General features: G+C 71.2%; 17 protein-coding genes. 3 read left to right on the forward strand and 14 right to left on the reverse strand.

The genetic code is table 11. The features are described from left to right. Nucleotides 1-2: 2 nt before the first annotated feature. Nucleotides 3-1,154: an iron-containing alcohol dehydrogenase family protein gene (locus EZ242_RS01135; protein WP_135283272.1), complete on the reverse strand. Its 1,152-nt coding sequence runs from the start codon at nucleotides 1,152-1,154 to the stop codon at nucleotides 3-5. Then, nucleotides 1,151-1,564, reverse strand: a complete 414-nt coding sequence (locus EZ242_RS01140) for a nuclear transport factor 2 family protein (protein WP_167784595.1) — start codon at nucleotides 1,562-1,564, stop codon at nucleotides 1,151-1,153. The genes EZ242_RS01135 and EZ242_RS01140 overlap by 4 nt, the downstream gene beginning before the upstream one ends. Before the next feature lie 85 nt (nucleotides 1,565-1,649). Between EZ242_RS01140 and EZ242_RS01145 the strand changes: the two genes are divergently transcribed. After that, complete coding sequence (locus tag EZ242_RS01145; RefSeq protein ID WP_135283274.1) at nucleotides 1,650-2,639, forward strand: LysR family transcriptional regulator; 990 nt, start codon at nucleotides 1,650-1,652, stop codon at nucleotides 2,637-2,639. Here EZ242_RS01145 and EZ242_RS01150 read toward each other — a convergent pair. The 3 genes from EZ242_RS01150 to EZ242_RS01160 form a co-directional block, all read right to left on the reverse strand. Further along, nucleotides 2,626-3,609 carry a Bug family tripartite tricarboxylate transporter substrate binding protein gene (locus tag EZ242_RS01150; protein ID WP_135283275.1) on the reverse strand — a complete coding sequence of 328 codons (984 nt, stop codon included), beginning with the start codon at nucleotides 3,607-3,609 and terminating at the stop codon, nucleotides 2,626-2,628. The genes EZ242_RS01145 and EZ242_RS01150 overlap by 14 nt on opposite strands. After that, entirely contained in the window at nucleotides 3,606-4,796 is a 1,191-nt protein-coding gene (locus EZ242_RS01155) for an alpha-hydroxy acid oxidase (RefSeq protein WP_135283276.1), read from the reverse strand. The genes EZ242_RS01150 and EZ242_RS01155 overlap by 4 nt, the downstream gene beginning before the upstream one ends. Before the next feature lie 127 nt (nucleotides 4,797-4,923). Further along, a complete protein-coding gene (locus EZ242_RS01160) occupies nucleotides 4,924-5,913 on the reverse strand; it encodes an NADPH:quinone reductase (RefSeq protein ID WP_135283277.1) in 990 nt (329 codons plus the stop codon). A gap of 92 nt (nucleotides 5,914-6,005) precedes the next feature. Here EZ242_RS01160 and EZ242_RS01165 point away from each other — a divergent pair, with 92 nt between their 5' ends. Beyond that, nucleotides 6,006-6,203, forward strand: a complete 198-nt coding sequence (locus EZ242_RS01165; protein ID WP_135283278.1) for a YqaE/Pmp3 family membrane protein — start codon at nucleotides 6,006-6,008, stop codon at nucleotides 6,201-6,203. Here the strand turns inward: EZ242_RS01165 and EZ242_RS01170 are convergent. Next, nucleotides 6,200-7,456, reverse strand: a complete 1,257-nt coding sequence (locus EZ242_RS01170) for a hypothetical protein (RefSeq protein ID WP_135283279.1) — start codon at nucleotides 7,454-7,456, stop codon at nucleotides 6,200-6,202. The genes EZ242_RS01165 and EZ242_RS01170 overlap by 4 nt on opposite strands. A gap of 328 nt (nucleotides 7,457-7,784) precedes the next feature. Between EZ242_RS01170 and EZ242_RS01175 the strand changes: the two genes are divergently transcribed. Continuing rightward, a complete protein-coding gene (locus EZ242_RS01175; RefSeq protein WP_135283280.1) occupies nucleotides 7,785-8,306 on the forward strand; it encodes a response regulator in 522 nt (173 codons plus the stop codon). Nucleotides 8,307-8,644: 338 nt separating this feature from the next. Here EZ242_RS01175 and hpxZ read toward each other — a convergent pair whose 3' ends face one another. From hpxZ to EZ242_RS01225, 8 genes are all read right to left on the reverse strand, one after another. Beyond that, the gene (hpxZ, locus tag EZ242_RS01190; RefSeq protein ID WP_135283281.1) at nucleotides 8,645-9,022 is read right to left on the reverse strand and encodes an oxalurate catabolism protein HpxZ; all 378 of its coding nucleotides are present in this window, start codon (nucleotides 9,020-9,022) and stop codon (nucleotides 8,645-8,647) included. A 314-nt stretch (nucleotides 9,023-9,336) separates the two neighbouring features. Beyond that, the gene (locus EZ242_RS01195; RefSeq protein ID WP_135283282.1) at nucleotides 9,337-9,750 is read right to left on the reverse strand and encodes a type II toxin-antitoxin system VapC family toxin; all 414 of its coding nucleotides are present in this window, start codon (nucleotides 9,748-9,750) and stop codon (nucleotides 9,337-9,339) included. Beyond that, a complete protein-coding gene (locus tag EZ242_RS01200) occupies nucleotides 9,747-9,998 on the reverse strand; it encodes a type II toxin-antitoxin system Phd/YefM family antitoxin (RefSeq protein ID WP_135283283.1) in 252 nt (83 codons plus the stop codon). The genes EZ242_RS01195 and EZ242_RS01200 overlap by 4 nt, the downstream gene beginning before the upstream one ends. Nucleotides 9,999-10,062: 64 nt before the next feature. Continuing rightward, nucleotides 10,063-11,397 (reverse strand): MmgE/PrpD family protein, encoded by a 1,335-nt coding sequence (locus EZ242_RS01205; protein ID WP_167784596.1) that lies wholly within the window; start codon nucleotides 11,395-11,397, stop codon nucleotides 10,063-10,065. Between the two features lie 7 nt (nucleotides 11,398-11,404). Then, nucleotides 11,405-12,586 (reverse strand): acyl-CoA dehydrogenase family protein, encoded by a 1,182-nt coding sequence (locus EZ242_RS01210; RefSeq protein ID WP_135283285.1) that lies wholly within the window; start codon nucleotides 12,584-12,586, stop codon nucleotides 11,405-11,407. A 13-nt stretch (nucleotides 12,587-12,599) separates the two neighbouring features. Then, the gene (locus EZ242_RS01215; protein WP_135283286.1) at nucleotides 12,600-13,547 is read right to left on the reverse strand and encodes a hydroxymethylglutaryl-CoA lyase; all 948 of its coding nucleotides are present in this window, start codon (nucleotides 13,545-13,547) and stop codon (nucleotides 12,600-12,602) included. Between the two features lie 4 nt (nucleotides 13,548-13,551). Next, a complete protein-coding gene (locus EZ242_RS01220) occupies nucleotides 13,552-14,349 on the reverse strand; it encodes an enoyl-CoA hydratase/isomerase family protein (protein ID WP_135283287.1) in 798 nt (265 codons plus the stop codon). Further along, entirely contained in the window at nucleotides 14,346-15,494 is a 1,149-nt protein-coding gene (locus tag EZ242_RS01225; protein ID WP_240786938.1) for a CaiB/BaiF CoA transferase family protein, read from the reverse strand. The genes EZ242_RS01220 and EZ242_RS01225 overlap by 4 nt, the downstream gene beginning before the upstream one ends. Between the last annotated feature and the right edge of the window lie 2 nt (nucleotides 15,495-15,496).

Consider the following 15,496-nt stretch of genomic DNA (forward strand, 5'->3'; position numbering starts at 1 on the left):
GTTCAGTAGGCCTGCCGCAGCAGGTCCAGGATCTCGCCGTCGTTCTCGACCTGGCGGGGGTTGAAGTACAGGCCGCGCTCGCCCATGGTCTTGCGCGCGATGGCGGCCAGGGCGTCCTCGCCGACACCGATGTCGCGCAGGCGGCGCGGCACGCCCAGCGCGGCGGCGAACGATTCGGTCCAGTCGATCACGTCCTGGCCCACCACGGCCGACGCGCGGGCCAGCGCCTCCTCGACGCAGGGCCGGTTGAAGCGCAGCGCGTGCGGCAGCATCACCGCATTGGCCTCGCCATGCGCGGCGCCCGTGACCGAGCCGATCGCGTGGCAGATGGCGTGGTGCAGCGCCGTGCGGGCGTTCACCAGGACCAGGCCCGACAGATGGGCCGCATACAGCAGCTCGGCGCGCAGCGAGACGTCCTGCGGTCGGGCCTGCACCTGCGGCAGCGCGTGGGCGAAGCGCGCCAGTGCGTCCAGTCCCACCAGTTCCGCGAGCGGAGATCGCTCGCGGCTGTAGAGGCCCTCGATGCAGTGCGCGATGCCGTTCATGCCGGTGGACAGCATGATGGCCGCGGGCACCTCGACGTTGGCCGCCGCGTCCAGCAGCACCACGCGGCTGGCGAGCTGGGGGTCGGTGAACAGCAGCTTGCGACCGTCCGCGTCGCGGATGCCCAGGCTGGGGGTGACCTCCGCGCCCGAGGCGGTGCAGGGAATGGAGACGATGGGGACCTTGGGCCGCGAGAGCACCGGCACGTGCAGCTGGGCGGGCGGCGTGAACCGGCTGGCATGGTCCGCCAGGCGCCCGCCTTCGGCCATCAGCAGCGCGACGGCCTTGGCGGTGTCGGAGCTGCTGCCGCCGCCGACGGCGACGATGGCCTGCACACCGTGGGCGTTCGCCTGCGCCGCAAGACGCTCCACCAGGGCGACCGAGGAGTGGGCCGGCACGTCGCCGCCGTCCAGCAGCTCGCGCCCTTCGAGCTGGCGCATCACGCGGGCGTGCAGGCTGGAACGCCGGGCGCTTGCGCTGGACAGCAGCAGCACGCGCCGGGCGCCGAGCAGCTCCAGCTCGGCCCCGAGCGCATCGACCGCGCCTTCGCGGGCGATGGTCTTCATGGCCGGCAGGCGCTGGATGAAGCGTTCCACGGCGCTGGCCCTCATGCGACGGTGAACTCGAACTCGCGGACCATCTGCTGCTCGCGGATCAGCCAGCCGTCGCCGTCGCGGCAGAACACCGTGTGCACGCGGTTGATCGTGAACAGCTCGGGAGGGCGGCCCGGCAGCTGGCGAAAGGCGGTCATGGTGGCCTCGGCGCGGGCTTCGTCGCCCTCGACGGCGGTGACCCAGACGTTGCTGAACAGGTGCCGCACGCGCATGTCGGCGGGCCGCGCCCGCAGTCCGGCGAGGATGGCCTCGCGGCCTTCCAGCCACCGGCCCTGGCGCAGCCACCGCCCCTGCGGCACGAACATGTCCGCGATCTCCTCGTAGCGCCGCTCGTCGAGGTGGCTGATGAGGGCGTACAGCTGCTGCGTGAGCCGCACCACTTCGGTGGCGTCGATGGACTTCGTCATGCGATCGAGTTTAGGAACGGCGCGGGGCTTCGGCGACCGCCAATCGATAATCCGGGGTTTCCGAATCAGAAACCGAGGGGCGTTCATGGACCGGCTGCGATGTCTTCAGGTGTTCGCCGAGGTGGTGCGATCGCAGAGCTTCGTGCGCGCCGCCTGGAAGCTGTCGGTGTCCAAGGCGACGGTGACCAAGCACGTCGCCTGGCTGGAGACCAGCATGGGCTCGCAGCTGCTTCACCGCAGCAGCAAGCAGGTGACCCTGACGGAAGCCGGCCTGCGGGTGCTGGAGACCGCCCAGGACCTGCTCGAGCGCTACGAGCGTCTGGAGGCCGACGTTCGCGATTCGGTGAACCTGCCGCGCGGCAGCATCCGCGTGGGGGCACCGCCGGCCTTCGGCATCCACCACCTCACGCCGGTGGTGTCGCGCTTCAGCGAGCGCTATCCGGACATCGAGATCACGGTGCTCCTGGACGACGGCCGGCTGGACCTGCTGTCCGAGGGCCTGGACCTGTCCATCCGCATCGCGCCCCAGCTGGAGGATGCTTCCTACATCGCCTATCCGCTGATGAAGGCGCCGCAGGTGCTGGTGGCCTCGGCCGCCTACCTGGAACGCGCCGGCGTTCCCCGCACGGCCAGGGACCTGCAGCGCCACAACTGCCTGGTGCATACGCTCAAGTCGGGCGTGGGCCACTGGCGCTTCGAGGGGGATCCGCCGGAGGAAGTGCGCGTGCGCGGGACCGTGCGGTCCAACATCGGCGAGGTGCTGAAGAAGTCGGCCCTGCTGGGCGCGGGCATCGCGCTGCACCCCTACTACATGGTGTCGGACGAGTTGCGCAGCGGCGCCTTGCAGGTGGTCCTGCCCGGGCTCGTGCCCGAAGGCCTGGACATCTACGCCGTGTTCTCGACCCGCCGCAACATGCCGGTGCGGGTGCGGGCCTTGCTGGAGTTCCTCAAGGACTGGGCGGCCCATCCGCCGGCCTGGGCCCAGCCGCAGGGGCTGGACGCGGGCGCCGCCGGAAAGGCGCCGCCCGCGAAGGCCGCGCGCGTTCGCCGCGCGCCGCGCCTTACTCGGACTTGAGCCCTGCGGACTTGATCAGCTGGGCCCAGCGCTGGGCATCGCCCTTGAGCCAGGCGGCGTATTCCTCGGGCGAGGAGGCCACCACCACCGCACCGAGGCCGCGCAGGCGGTCACGCACTTCCGGCTTGTTCAGGGCCGCGCGGATGGCGCCGCTGAGCTTTTGCACCGCGGGCGCGGGCGTGCCGGCCGGCGCCAGGAAGCCGACCGGGCCGACGTACTCCTCGAAGCCCGGGAATCCGGCTTCCGCCATGGTGGGCACGTTGGGAAAGTCGGGGTGGCGCTTGTCGGTCGTGACGCCCAGGATGCGCAGCTTCTTGTCGGCCACGTGGTTGGCCACGCCGATCATGGGATAGAACATGAAGTTCACCCGGCCGGACATGACCTCGGTCAGCGCCGGTCCGTTGCCCTTGAAGGGCACGTGCGTCATCTTGGCGCCGGCGCGCTGGGCCAGCAGTTCCGCGGACAGGTGCGCCGAGCCGCCGTTGCCGGCCGAGCCGTAGCTGATCTTGCCGGGGTCGGCCTTGGCCGCCTTGATCAGGTCGCCCAGGGTCTGGTAGGGCGAGTCGTGCGGCACGACCACCAGCTGCGGCAGCACCACGGCCAGGCTCACCGGCGTGAAGTCCTTGACCGGGTCGTACTTCGCCACCTGGGGGTTCAGCAGCGGGTTCACGTTGTGCGAGAGCGTGTTCACGATCAGCGTGTAGCCGTCCGCCGGCGAGCGCGCCACGTACTCGGTGCCGATGTTGCCGTTGGCGCCCGCGCGGTTGTCCACCACCACGGGCTGGCCCAGCGTCGTGCTGACCTCCTGGCCCACGATGCGGGCGATGACGTCGGTGGGACCGCCGGCGGCATAGCCGACGACGAGCTTGATCGGCTTGTTGGGGAAGTCCTGGGCGAGTGCCGTGCCCAGCGGGGCGCAGGCGGCCGCGAACAGGGTGGCGGCGAGGGCCGCGCGTCGAGTGAATTTCATGTCGTCTCCTTGGTGGTGCGGGGTGATCGGATCAGCTCGTGCGTCAGCGCGCGCGGGTCCGCGGCGCCACACAGTTGCAGGGTTCTCAGGAACTCGTCTCGCAGGATGTCCAGCGCCTTGTCGGCCCCGGCCGGGCCTGCGGCGGCAACGCCGAAGAGGGTGGCGCGCCCGAGCAGCACGGCGCTGGCCCCCAGGGCCAGGGCCTTGGCGACGTCGGTGCCGCGGCGGATGCCGCCGTCCAGCAGCACGGGGATGCGTCCGCCGACGGCCGACACCACCTCGGGCAGGGCATCGAGGGTGGCCACGGCGCCATCGAGCTGGCGTCCGCCATGGTTGGACACCACGATCGCATCGCAGCCGAGCTCGCAGGCGCGTCGTGCATCGTCGCCGCGGCTGATCCCCTTGACGATGAGCCGGCGCGGCCAGCGCTCGCGCACCTGCGCCAGGCGCTCCCAGTCGAAGCTCGGGTCGTAGCTGCGGCCGACCGATGAAGCGATCTCGGTGGCCGACTTGGCGGCCATCTCCAGGCCGCGCAGGTTCTCGAAGGCGGGGATGCCGCGGCGCAGCAGGTCGAGGGTCCAGCGCGGGTGCAGCGCGAAATCGACGGCATTGCGCCGCGTGATGCGAAAGGGCACCGAGAAGTGATTGCGGAAGTCGCGCTCGCGCTTGCCGCCCACCGGCAGGTCCACCGTGATCACCAGGGCCTCGAAGTTCGCGTGCTCGGCGCGCTGGACCATCTTCCAGAAGAACTCCTGGTTGCGCAGCACATAGGCCTGGAACCACAGGCGCCCGGACGAGGCCTGGGCCACGGCCTCGATGGAGGCGGTGCCGCTGCTCGACAGGGTGAAGGGGATGTCGTGCCGGGCGGCCGCGCGCGCCAGGTGCAGGTCGGCGTCGCGCCAGCCGAAGCCCAGGCCGCCGGTCGGCCCGATGGCCATGGGCATGCCCATGGGCCGATCGAAGAGACGCGTGGTGGGCTGGGCTTGCGCGACGTCCACCAGCACGCGCGGTGCGAGCCGGTGGCGTTCGAAGGCCGTGCGGTTCGCCGCCAGGGCGGACTCATCCTCCGCACCGCCATCGAAGAAGTCGAAGATGCTGCGCGGCAGGCGCCGCTGCGCCATCCCGCGCAGGTCCTCGATGGAGTGGCAGGCGGCCAGCGTGCGTGGCCGCGAAACGGAAGAACGCATCCGGTGAGTATGCGAACTCGTTGGCCCCGCGGGGTGGGGCCGGGCGAAATACGAGGTTTCCGAATCGTGAACGCTGGCCGGCGCTGCGTCCGGGTTTACCCGCGCCTGCAGCGCGGCGCCGGCGGCTTCACGCGACCTTCAGCACCAGGTTGCCGTTCACCTCGCCGCGTTCGAGGCGCTCGTGCGCCTGGACGATCTGCGCGAGCGGCATGCGATCGGCGATGCGGTGCTGCAGGGCGCCCCGCTCCAGCAGGCGGGTGAGCGTCGCGGTGGCGCGCTGGCGGTCCTGCGGGCTCAGGGCATAGACCAGGAAGAACTTGAGCTGGAGGTTGCGCGCCAGCAGGGGGTAGAAGGGCAGCTGCACCGACGCGCCGGTGTTGCCGTACACGACGCACTCGCCGTGGTCCTTGAGCATCTGCAGGTCGGCTTCGCCGTTGGCCGACAGGTCCAGCTCGATGATGCGGTCCACGCCGGCACCCCGGGTCATCTCCAGCACGCGCTCGGCCACGGGTTCGCTCTTGTAGAGGACGACCTCGTCCGCACCCGCCGCCCGTGCCAGGGCGGCCTTCTCGGGCGTGCTGGTGGTCGCGATGACGCGCGCGGCCCCGAGCTGGCTGGCCATCTGCACGGCGTAGTGGCCGACCGCCCCCGCGCCGCCCGCCACGAGCACCGTGCGCCCGGCCACGCCGCCGTCCATCAGCACGGCATGCATGGCCGTGAGGGCCGGGATGCCCAGGCAGGCCCCGGCCTCGCCGGGGGTGTCGTCCGGCAGCCGCACGGCCTGCGCCTGCGGCAGGCACAGCCATTCGCAGGCCGTGCCGTGGGCCCGCCCGCGCGCGGCGTTCCAGACCCAGACCCGCTCGCCGAGGCGGCCCGGGTCCACGCCGTCCCCGAGTGCATCGATCACGCCCATGCCGTCGCTGTGCGGGATCACGCGCGGATAGGGCATGGTGCCGCCGCTGCGCAGCCCCGTGCGGCTCTTCACGTCGGAGGGATTGACGCCCGACCAGTGCACGCGCACCCGCACCTCGCCGGGCAGGGGTTCGGGACAGGGAAGATCGCCCAGCACGAGGACTTCCCGTGCCGGACCGAGGCGTTCGTAGTAGGCAGCTTTCATGCGACGAGTCTAGGGGCGCGGGCCGCCGTGCGGCCGGGCCCCCGCAGCAGCCCCGCGCGGCATAGACTCACCGCAGCGAACTGCGAGGAACCATGCGCCTGCTCATTGCCCTGCTCCTGCCCTGGCTGACCTTCTTCACCATCGGCCGGCCGCTGGCCGGCATCGTCTGCCTGGTGCTGCAGCTCACCATCATCGGCTGGCTGCCGGCGGCGATCTGGGCCGTGTATGCGTGGAGCGAATACAAGTCGGACAAGCGGGTGGAGGAACGCCTGCGCGAGCGCCAGCGCTAGCGCCAGCGCGCCGCCATCGAGTCCGCCGAGAAGCGCGGATCGCGCGTGATCGCGCCCAGGTCCACGAACTCCATCTGCGACAGCGGGATGGACGAGAGCTCGCCGAAGAGGCGCGAGTCCCAGCCCGCGCCGGGCTCGCCCGGGACGTAGAAGTCCTCGCCGATGTCGTGCACGTACAGGCCGTACTGCTTGGCGGCGGTGGCGATGGCCTTGGCGTGGGTGCTCCAGGTGGACGGGATGACGAAGTCCGCGCGCAGGCGCAGCACCGCGCCCCAGGGAATGCCGCCGGGCGTGTCGCCGCCCGCGCCGTGGCTGGCGGGCCAGACGTACTCGCGCGAGAGCACGGCGTCGCGGAAGGTCACGCGCAGCGCGTGGCGGATCTCGCCCGTGGAGGCTTCTTCCACCTTGGCGAGGAAGGGCGTGATGGGCAGCGCCGCGGCGCCCGCGGCGGTCCAGCGGTCCGGGCGCATGGACAGCGAGTTCAGGTTCCAGCCGGCCGTCGCCAGGGCGTACCACTGGCCGGACAGCTGGTAGGGGAAGTAGGCCTCCCACAGTCGGCAGGCGTTCTGCTCCAGCACCAGCAGGTGGTGGTCGCCGCAGGTGTTGGGGTCGTTGCAGTTGCCCCCGCCGTGCTTGGGATTGGACTTGGGGAAGGGGAAGCGCCGCGCCTCGGGCGCGACGGTGCTGCAGCCTCGCACCAGCTCGAAGCCGCCGCCCTGGGCCACGGCGCAGTCGCTCTCGTGCGGCCAGCCCTTCTCGGTGCTCACGCCGGAGGGCGTGAAGTCGAACTGCACGGTGGGCCAGTCGGTCGTGGCCGAGGTGCCGTCCACCAGGTTGACGGGCATGCCGAAGTAGTTGCCCAGATCGTTCGGGTCCTCGCCGCGCCACCAGTCGGCCCGGAAGGGCGTGCTCGCGCCCACGGAGGCGATCCACGCGGCGCTGCGCGGGTGCACAGGAAAGCGCACGGGGTCGTCGATGCGCGTGTTGAAGATGGCGTCCGACGGGAACAGCTCGCAGCCGCCCAGCGTGGGCGCCGGCTGGGCAAGCGGCTGGACTGCGCTGCCGCTGCCGGTACCGCTGCCCGTGCCCGTGCTGGCCCCGGGCAGTGCGGCCGGTGGGCTCGCCTCGGTGTTCGGCGCGGCGGCGGCCTCGGGCGCGCTGGCCGTCGAGCCGCCCCCGCAGGCCGCCACCAGCAGTGCCGCCGCGACCGCCACGACCATGCGGCTGCCCCGCCCGTCCCATCGTTTCTGCATACGCTTCCTCCTCCTGATCGATCTGACCGAGCATCCCGCCTGGAGCTCAGCCGTGATTCTTGGACGGCTGTCGAGCCAAGGCCTGTCACAAGGTGCAAAGCTTGAAGGCAAGGTGTAGGCGCGCCGGGCTCGAACCGGGATGGACGCGGGTCAGGCTCGCTTCCTACAGACGCGAGGCTCAAATGCTCATCTACTCAAGGGGTTTCGGTCGTTTGCGCCGAATGGAGTGGAAATGAGGACGCAGCCTCGGTTGCCAGCGGAGTTTCGCGTCGACAGGCAGGGTGCGCGGCAAGGGCGCCAGGTTCTCCTGCTCCATCCGAACCGGGAAGTGGCCGACATCCTGTCGCTGCTGCTGGAATTCCGCGGCCACCCGTGTGCCGTCGCCCACACCGAAGCCCAGGCAGTCGGCCTGGCCGGTCGCTGCGCCCCCCAGGTGCTGGTCCTTGGCGGCATGCCCATGCCCCACGCCTGCGAGGTGCGCGAGCGCATCCGGGCGCTCCCCGGTTGCCAGGCCCTGTTCACGATCACGCTGGCGCGGTGCCCGGGCGCTGCGGATGCGCAAGCGCCGTGGCTGCATGGTGCTGACGCCTACCTGCCTGGCGCCGTGGACGTGGACCGCGTGTCGAGCCTCATCGCGGTCGCCGCGGACCGGGCCGCCACCGCGCTGGCCGATCCCGCGCCTGCGACGCTGCGGGACCTGAACCCGACGCGTTCACGGCGGGCGGCGCAGGCGCTTCTCGGCCGCCGCCTGGAAGGGACGCGGTCCGGTGCGCCTGCGGCGCACGAATGGCGGCCGGCGATTCCCCGAGCCGTCGAGGAACTGCTTTCCAGTTCCTCGACCGTCTCCTAGGAGGCGCGGCGCATCGGGCGCTCGCCAGGCTACTTCCCGCCCCAGTGGGCGAAGCGCCGCTCGGCCAGGATGAACACCAGGTTCACGGCGTAGCCGAGCAGGCCGGCGGCGAAGATGGCCGCGTACATCTCGGCATGTCGAAGATCATCTGCGCGTTCATCACGCGCTGGCCGAGGCCGTCGGTCGAGCCGATGAACATCTCCGCGACGATGACGCTTGCGATTGAGCGCAGGCCACGTGCAGCTTCTCGGTCGCCTTGCGGATGGAGCCGGCGCGGGCAACCGCATCCAGCATCACGTAGCTGCGCGGCAGATGCAGCATGCGCGTGAGGGCGGCCTCTAGGCGGCCAGCAGGCTCACGTGCGCCGCGACCACGCGCCAGCCCTCGGGCGTGCGCAGCCAGGTCTGGCTCTGGCGGCCCGTGCGTGGGCTGCCTTCCCGGCGGAACTCGATGTTGGCAGTGGCGAAGTCCTGCCCATACGTGGTGATCACCGTCTTGAGCACCTCGCGCGCCAGGCCCTGCGCGGGCCGCGCGCCGCGGAAGGCCTGGATGGCCCCGTAGCCGTAGAGGTTCTCGGTGGCGCCGTAGCGCAGGGTGTGCGGGCTGTTCCAGAACAGCTCGTCCAGCACGGCGACGTCATTGCTCGTGAGCGCCTGTTCGTAGCGCTCGAACTGCTCGCTGACGTCGGCGAGGACTTCCGGAAGATTGATCTGCATGGGAGCCCTTCTGCAAGCCCCATGCCCGCAGCGGGGCGGGTTGGCACGGTGCATGCTTCAGGAACTGCGTGCCTGCCCGGGCGAGCCGGCGTGCACGGTTCGAGATGTCTCTTCAGGTTGTCTCCTCCACCCTCGACGGTGGTTCAGGCCCGGTCCCTTGTGGTCCGGGCCTTTTTTCGGCGTTGCCGAGGCGGGCGGGGAGAAGACAGGATGGTGCGCGGTGCACGGTGCACGGTGCACGATGGCGGTGCAGTGCCCGTGCCGGATAGGCCGCGGGCGCGGCCGGTGCACCGCGCATGACTTGGACCTCTCGTTTACGTTGCCCACGGATCCAGCACGGTCAAATCCGGGTGTCTGAAGTCTTTTTGGTTTCGGGTGACCAGCGTCAGCCCGTGGGTCAACGCGGTCGCAGCCAGCAAGCTGTCGATCGCGGGTAAGGGACGCCCAGCCTTAGCGATCAAGCGACCCCAGCGCTCCGCCACGACGGCATCGACTGGCAAGACGCGCCCGGCGAAGTAGGCGGGCAGTTCCACGTCGAGCCAGTCCACCAGGCGACGCTTTCTATCGGCCTCGGGCAAAGCCTCGACACCCCGGCGGAGTTCGCCGAGGGTGAGCACAGACAGGTACAGCGTTGTCGCCGGGCGGTCGGCCATCCAGCGGACAACCTTGCGCTCCGGCTCGCGTCGGCGTAGCTCCGAAAGCACGTTGGTGTCGATGAGATAGCTCAAAGCTGCACATCCCTGGTCGGGCTGGTGTCGCGATCGAACTCAATGTCCTCGGCGCCGAACAGCGGTGAATGGCGCATGAACTCGACCAATGAAGTCCCGGTGCCGGTAATCCGGCGGTACTCGGACATGGACAGCACCACGGCCACTTCGCGGCCATGCCAGGTGATGGCCTGAGGGCCGCTGTGCTCCGTCTCCCTTACAAGCTCAGAGAGTTGAGCCTTTGCTTCTTGAATTTGCCAGGCACGCACGACTGCTCCAATCTGGTCAGAATGGTCAGATTGTAGTCGCTGCAGGCACGCGCTTTGGCCAAACTCACCCACTCGGCCAGCGCACCGCCGCCGTTCCCGGCGCCGTCGCGGCCTCCCACCACGCCTTCACCTCGCCTTCTGCGAGGCTGCGCCGTGCACAGGCCATGAACTTCTCGCGCAGCGCCTCGCGCGTGATCGGCCGGCTGGCGTGGCCGAGCGCGCGGCGCACGGGTTCGGCCTCGAGCTCGCGGCCATTCGTGAGCCGCACGCGCAGGCGGTCCTCCGGGGAGAACAGGGGCTCCTCGGGATCGGCCTCACTCACGGTGACCACTTCCACGCGCCGCAAGAGCGCCTGCACCGCGGGCTCGTTGACCGCATCGTCCTCCAGGTCCGGCAGGTCCACGTGGCCGCGCAGCAGGGCGCAGGCGATGGTGTATTCGGCGCTGAACTTCGCGTCCAGGCCCGTGGTGGGCCGGCTCGAGCGCAGCATCGCGGCCTGCAGGTGGCCGAGGTGCGCGGTGACGGACTCGATCTCGTGCGGGGCGCCACCGAGGCGATCGCGCAGCGAGAGGGCGGCATCGATGATGCGGTGCGTGGCGTAGCAGGCCGGGTAGCGCTTGATGTTCAGGCCCTGTTGAAGCAGCTGCCAGGGCGCGCCGGCCGTGGCGGGGCCATCCCGCCGCACCTGGCCCGCGGGTGACAGCGCCGCGAGCAGGCCGCGCGGGCTTTCCAGCGCATCGGACGAGGCGGTGAGCCCGCGCTCGGCGAGCTGGGCGGCCACGATGCCGTTGCGGGCAGCCAGCCCGACCTGCAGCGGCTTGGTCATGGAGCCGAAGTTGGCCACCAGGCCGCCGGCCATCGAGGCCGCGATGCCCAGGGCGTGCGCCGCGTGCAGCGCGTCCAGCCCGCGCAGGCAGGCGCTGGCGGCGGCGCTGGCGACGACGCCGAAGACGGCCGTGGGATGCCAGCCTTTGCCGTGGTGCTTGTCGGCGTCACGCCCCGACAGCTCGGCCCAGGTCTCGTAGCCGGCCGCATAGGCGCGCACGGCGGCGTTCCAGTCGGCGCCAAGGCGCTCGGCCTCGGCCAGCACCACCGGGGCGAGCACCACGCTGGGGTGGCCGTCCAGGCCGGTGTCGTCGAAGTCCAGGGCATGGCCGGCCACGGCGTTGAGGAAGGCCGCGTCGGCGGCGCTCGCGAAGCCCGGCATCGTCCACACCCGCGCCTGGCCGCGCGGGCCGACCGTGGCCAGGGACGCGGCGTGGTCCAGCACCGGCTCGCCCACGCTGGCGAAGGCCACGCCCACGGTGTCGGCCATGCCGCCGCGGATGGCGTCAACAGCTGCGCCAGGCACGTCCCGGGCGGACATGCCCGCGACGAACTCGCCGAGGGAGGCGGTCAAGCTCATTTCAGTAGGAACGGGGGAGGCCGAGGACGTGCTCGGCCAGGTAGGACAGGATCAGGTTGGTGGAGATGGGCGCCGTGCGCTGCACGCGCGCTTCGCGCCACTTGCGTTCCACGTCGTACTCGCGCGCGTAGGCGAAGCCGCCGTGCGTCTGCATGCAGGCCTCGGCGGCTTCCCAGGCCGCTTCGGCGCTGAGCAGCTTGCCCAGGTTGGCGAACTCACCGCAGGGCTGGCCCGCCTCGAACACGGCTGCCGCCTTGCGCAGCATCAGCTCGGCGGCCTGCGTCTGCGCGTAGGCCTTGGCGATGGGGAACTGGATGCCCTGGTTCTTGCCGATCGGGCGGTCGAAGACCACGCGCTCGTTGGCGTACTTCACGGCCGTCTTGACGAACCACTTGGCGTCGCCGATGGACTCGTGCGAGACCAGGATGCGCTCGGCGTTCATGCCGTCCATGATGTGACGCAGGCCCTGGCCCTCCTTGCCCACCAAGGCGTCGGCGGGGATGCGGAGCTTGTCGAAGAACACCTCGGTGGTGTTGTGGTTGATCATGGCCTTGATCGGGCGGATGGTCATGCCATGGCCCACGGCCTCGCGCATGTCCACCAGGAAGACCGACAGGCCTTCGGTGCGCTTGCTCACCTGGTCCAGCGGCGTGGTGCGCGCCAGCAGCAGCATCAAGTCCGAGTACAGCGCGCGCGAGGTCCAGATCTTCTGGCCGTCGATCACGTAGTGGTCGCCGTCGCGCACGGCGCGGGTCTTCAGGCGCGTGGTGTCGGTGCCGCTGGTCGGCTCGGTCACGCCGAAGGCCTGCAGGCGCAGTTCGCCGGCCGCGATCTGCGGCAGGTAGCGTGCCTTCTGCTCGGGGCTGCCATGCCGCAGCACCGTGCCCATGGTGTACATCTGCGCGTGCGTGGCGCCGGCGTTGCCGCCGCTGGCGTGGATCTCCTCCAGCACCACGCCCGCGGCGCGCAGGGGAAGGCCCGCGCCGCCGTACTCCTCGGGGATGAGCGCCGAGAGGAAGCCCGCCTCGGTCATGGCCTTGACGAACTCGCTGGGATAAGCCTCGCGTTCGTCCAGGTCGCGCCAGTAGCTGCCGGGGAAGTCGGCGCAGATGCGCCGCACGCCGTCGCGGATCTCGGGGTAATCCTCGCCGAGGTCGAGGGTGAGGTTCGGGTTCTCGCTCATGGTGTTCGTCGCTTCAGGCGGTGGCGCGCTCGGTGGCGGTGCGGTAGTGTCTTGGCAGCCCCGCGCGGGCCAGGGCGCCCGAGAGGCTGTCCGCGCCCAGGTAGCGGGCCGGAATGTCGCGCACGGCGAGCAGGCGCTGCAGGTCGATGCCCGTGCGCAGGCCCATGGAGTCGAGCATGAAGCACAGGTCCTCGGTGACGATGTTGCCGCTCGCGCCGGGCGCGTAGGGGCAGCCGCCGAGGCCGCCGAGCGAGGCGTCGAAGCGGCGGATGCCGCAGTCCAGCGCGGCCGACACATTGGCCAGGCCCGTGCCGCGCGTGTCGTGGAAGTGCGCGGCCACGGGGATGTCCCCGGTCTCGGCGAGCACCGCCTTGAACACCTCGCGCACCTGCCGCGGGTCGGCATAGCCCACGGTGTCCGCGATCATGATCTCGTCGGCGCCGGCCTCGGCCAGGAAGGCCGCGCACTGGCGCACCTCGTCGACCGCGATGCGCCCCTCGTAGGAGCAGCCCAGCGCGGTGGACAGGCCGGCAGCGAGCTGCGTGCGGCCCTTCAGGCCCGCCGCGTCGCGCGCCTGCACGATGCGCTTGAAGTCCTCCAGCGAGGCCTCGCGCTCGCGGCGCACGTTCTTGATGTTGTGCGTGCGGCTCACGGAGGTGACGTAGTCCACCTTGTGCACGCCGAGGGCGAAGGCGCGCTCGGCGCCCTTGAGGTTGGGGGCCAGCGCCATCACCGTGAGCCCCGGCAAGGCCATGGCGCGGGTGACCACCTCCTCGGCGTCCGCGAACTGCGGCATGAGCCGGGCGGGCACGAAGGAGGCGACCTCGATCTCGCGCACGCCCGCGGCGAGTTCGGCCTCGATCCAGGCCAGCTTGCCCTCGGTGGGGACGATCGTCTCGGTGTTCTGCAGGCCGTCGCGCAGGCCCACCTCGCGCACCAGCACGTCAATGTCGGAACTCATGGCATCACCTTCCCTTGAACTGCGGCGTGCGCTTCTCGTTGAAGGCGCGCACGCCCTCGTGCCGGTCCTCGGAGGAGACCAGGCGGTTGTAGGCCTCGATCTCGAAGCGGCAGCCCGTGCGCAGGTCGCCCTGCAGCCCGAAGTGGATGGACTTCTTGGCCTGGCGCACGGCCAGCGGCCCGTTGGCGGCGATCTCGCGCGCGGCGGCGAGGGCATCCTGGAGCACCCGGCCGGGTTCGCTCAGGTGGTTGACCAGGCCCCAGCCCAGCGCCTGTTCGGCGTCGAAGGCCTGGGCGCGCAGGATCAGCTCCTTGGCGCGGCGCTCGCCCACGGCACGCGCGAGGTTCTGCGTGCCGCCGCCGCCGGGCATGATGCCCAGGCGCACTTCGGACAGCGCGAAGCGCGCGTTGCGGCTGGCGTAGATGAAGTCGCAGGCCAGCGCCGTCTCCAGGCCGCCGCCGTAGGCGTGCCCGTTCACGGCGGCGATCACGGGCACGGGCACGTCCAGCAGCGCGAAGAAGGCGCGCTCGAAGATCTCGTGCTGCGCGCGCCAGGCGGCGTCGCTCATGCCGTGGCGCTCCTTGAGGTCGCCGCCGGCGCAGAAGGCGCGTTCGCCGCGGCCGGTGAGGACCACGGCCCGCAGGTCCTCGCCCTCGGCGGCCAGGCGCGTCCACAGGTCCAGCAGCTCGCGGCCCATCTGCGTGTTGATGGCGTTGAGCACCTCGGGGCGGTCGAGCGTGACCACCAGGCAGTGCGGTTCCTGCGCGGACAGGTGCAGGGTGTCGTACGTCGGGAGGTTCATGGTGTCGGGGAGTCCATCTCGCCCAGGCGCGGAGGCGGGCCCGGGGGCCGGGGGCGCTGGCCGTCCAGGCTGAAGGGCAGGCCCATGAGCGGGATGCTGCTGCCGGGCACCTGCTGCATCAGGCCCAGCGCCTCGGTCTGCGGGTGCGCGAGCATCTGGCGGACGTCCTGCACCGGTGCGCAGGGGATGCCCGCGTCGTCGAGCCGTTCGAGCCACTCGTCGCTCGTGCGCGTGGCGAAGACCGCTTCGAGCAGGGCGTAGAGCGCCGCGGCGTTCCCGACCCGCTGCGCGTTGCCGGCAAAGCGCGCGTCCTGCGCCCATTCGGGATGGCCCACCACCTCGCACAGCGCGCGGAACAGCTTGTCGTTGCCGGCGGCCACCACCAGGTCGCCATCGCGCGTGCGGTAGGCCCGGTAGGGGACGATGCCGGCCTGCCCCGAGCCCAGCTTGCCGGGCAGCTGGCCACCCGCGAGGAACTGCGTGACGTACATGGTCATCCAGCAGGCGGCGGTCTCGAAGAGGGACACGTCCACCACGCCGCCTTCGCCCGTGGCCTGGCGCCGCATCAGCAGCGAGACGATGCCCAAGGCCGCCCACATGCCCGAGCCCATGTCCACGATGGACGGGCCCACGCGCACCGGGGCGCCGCCGGGTTCGCCCACCACGCTCATGATGCCGCCGAAGGCCTGCATCAGCGGGTCGTAGCCGGGGCGGCCGGCGAGCGGTCCCACCGGGCCGAAGGCGCCCAGATTGCAGTACACGAGGGCGGGCTTGCGCCCGCGCAGGGTGGCGGCGTCCAGCTTCAGCGCTTCCACCTGGCCGGGGCGCATGTTCTGCAGCACCACGTCGGCCCGCGCGTCGATCAGCGCGTTCAGGCGCGCGAAGTCCTCGGGCTTGCGCAGCTCCAGCACCAGCGAACGCTTGCCGCGGTTGATGGCCTGGAAGGTGGCGGCCGCGCCGTCCACGAAGGGCGGCCCCCAGTGCCGCGCGTCGTCGCCGGCCGGCTTCTCGACCTTGATGACCTCCGCGCCCAGGTCCGCGAGGATCTGGCCCGCGAAGGGCGCGGCCACGCTGTGGCCGAGCTCGATCACCGTGCAGCCGGCCAGCGGCAGGGCGCCGCGCGCGTCGGAGGAAGGAGCGCCCAAGC

It is taken from the genome of Ramlibacter rhizophilus, assembly GCF_004681965.1.
Classification (GTDB): Bacteria; Pseudomonadota; Gammaproteobacteria; order Burkholderiales; family Burkholderiaceae_C; genus Ramlibacter; species Ramlibacter rhizophilus.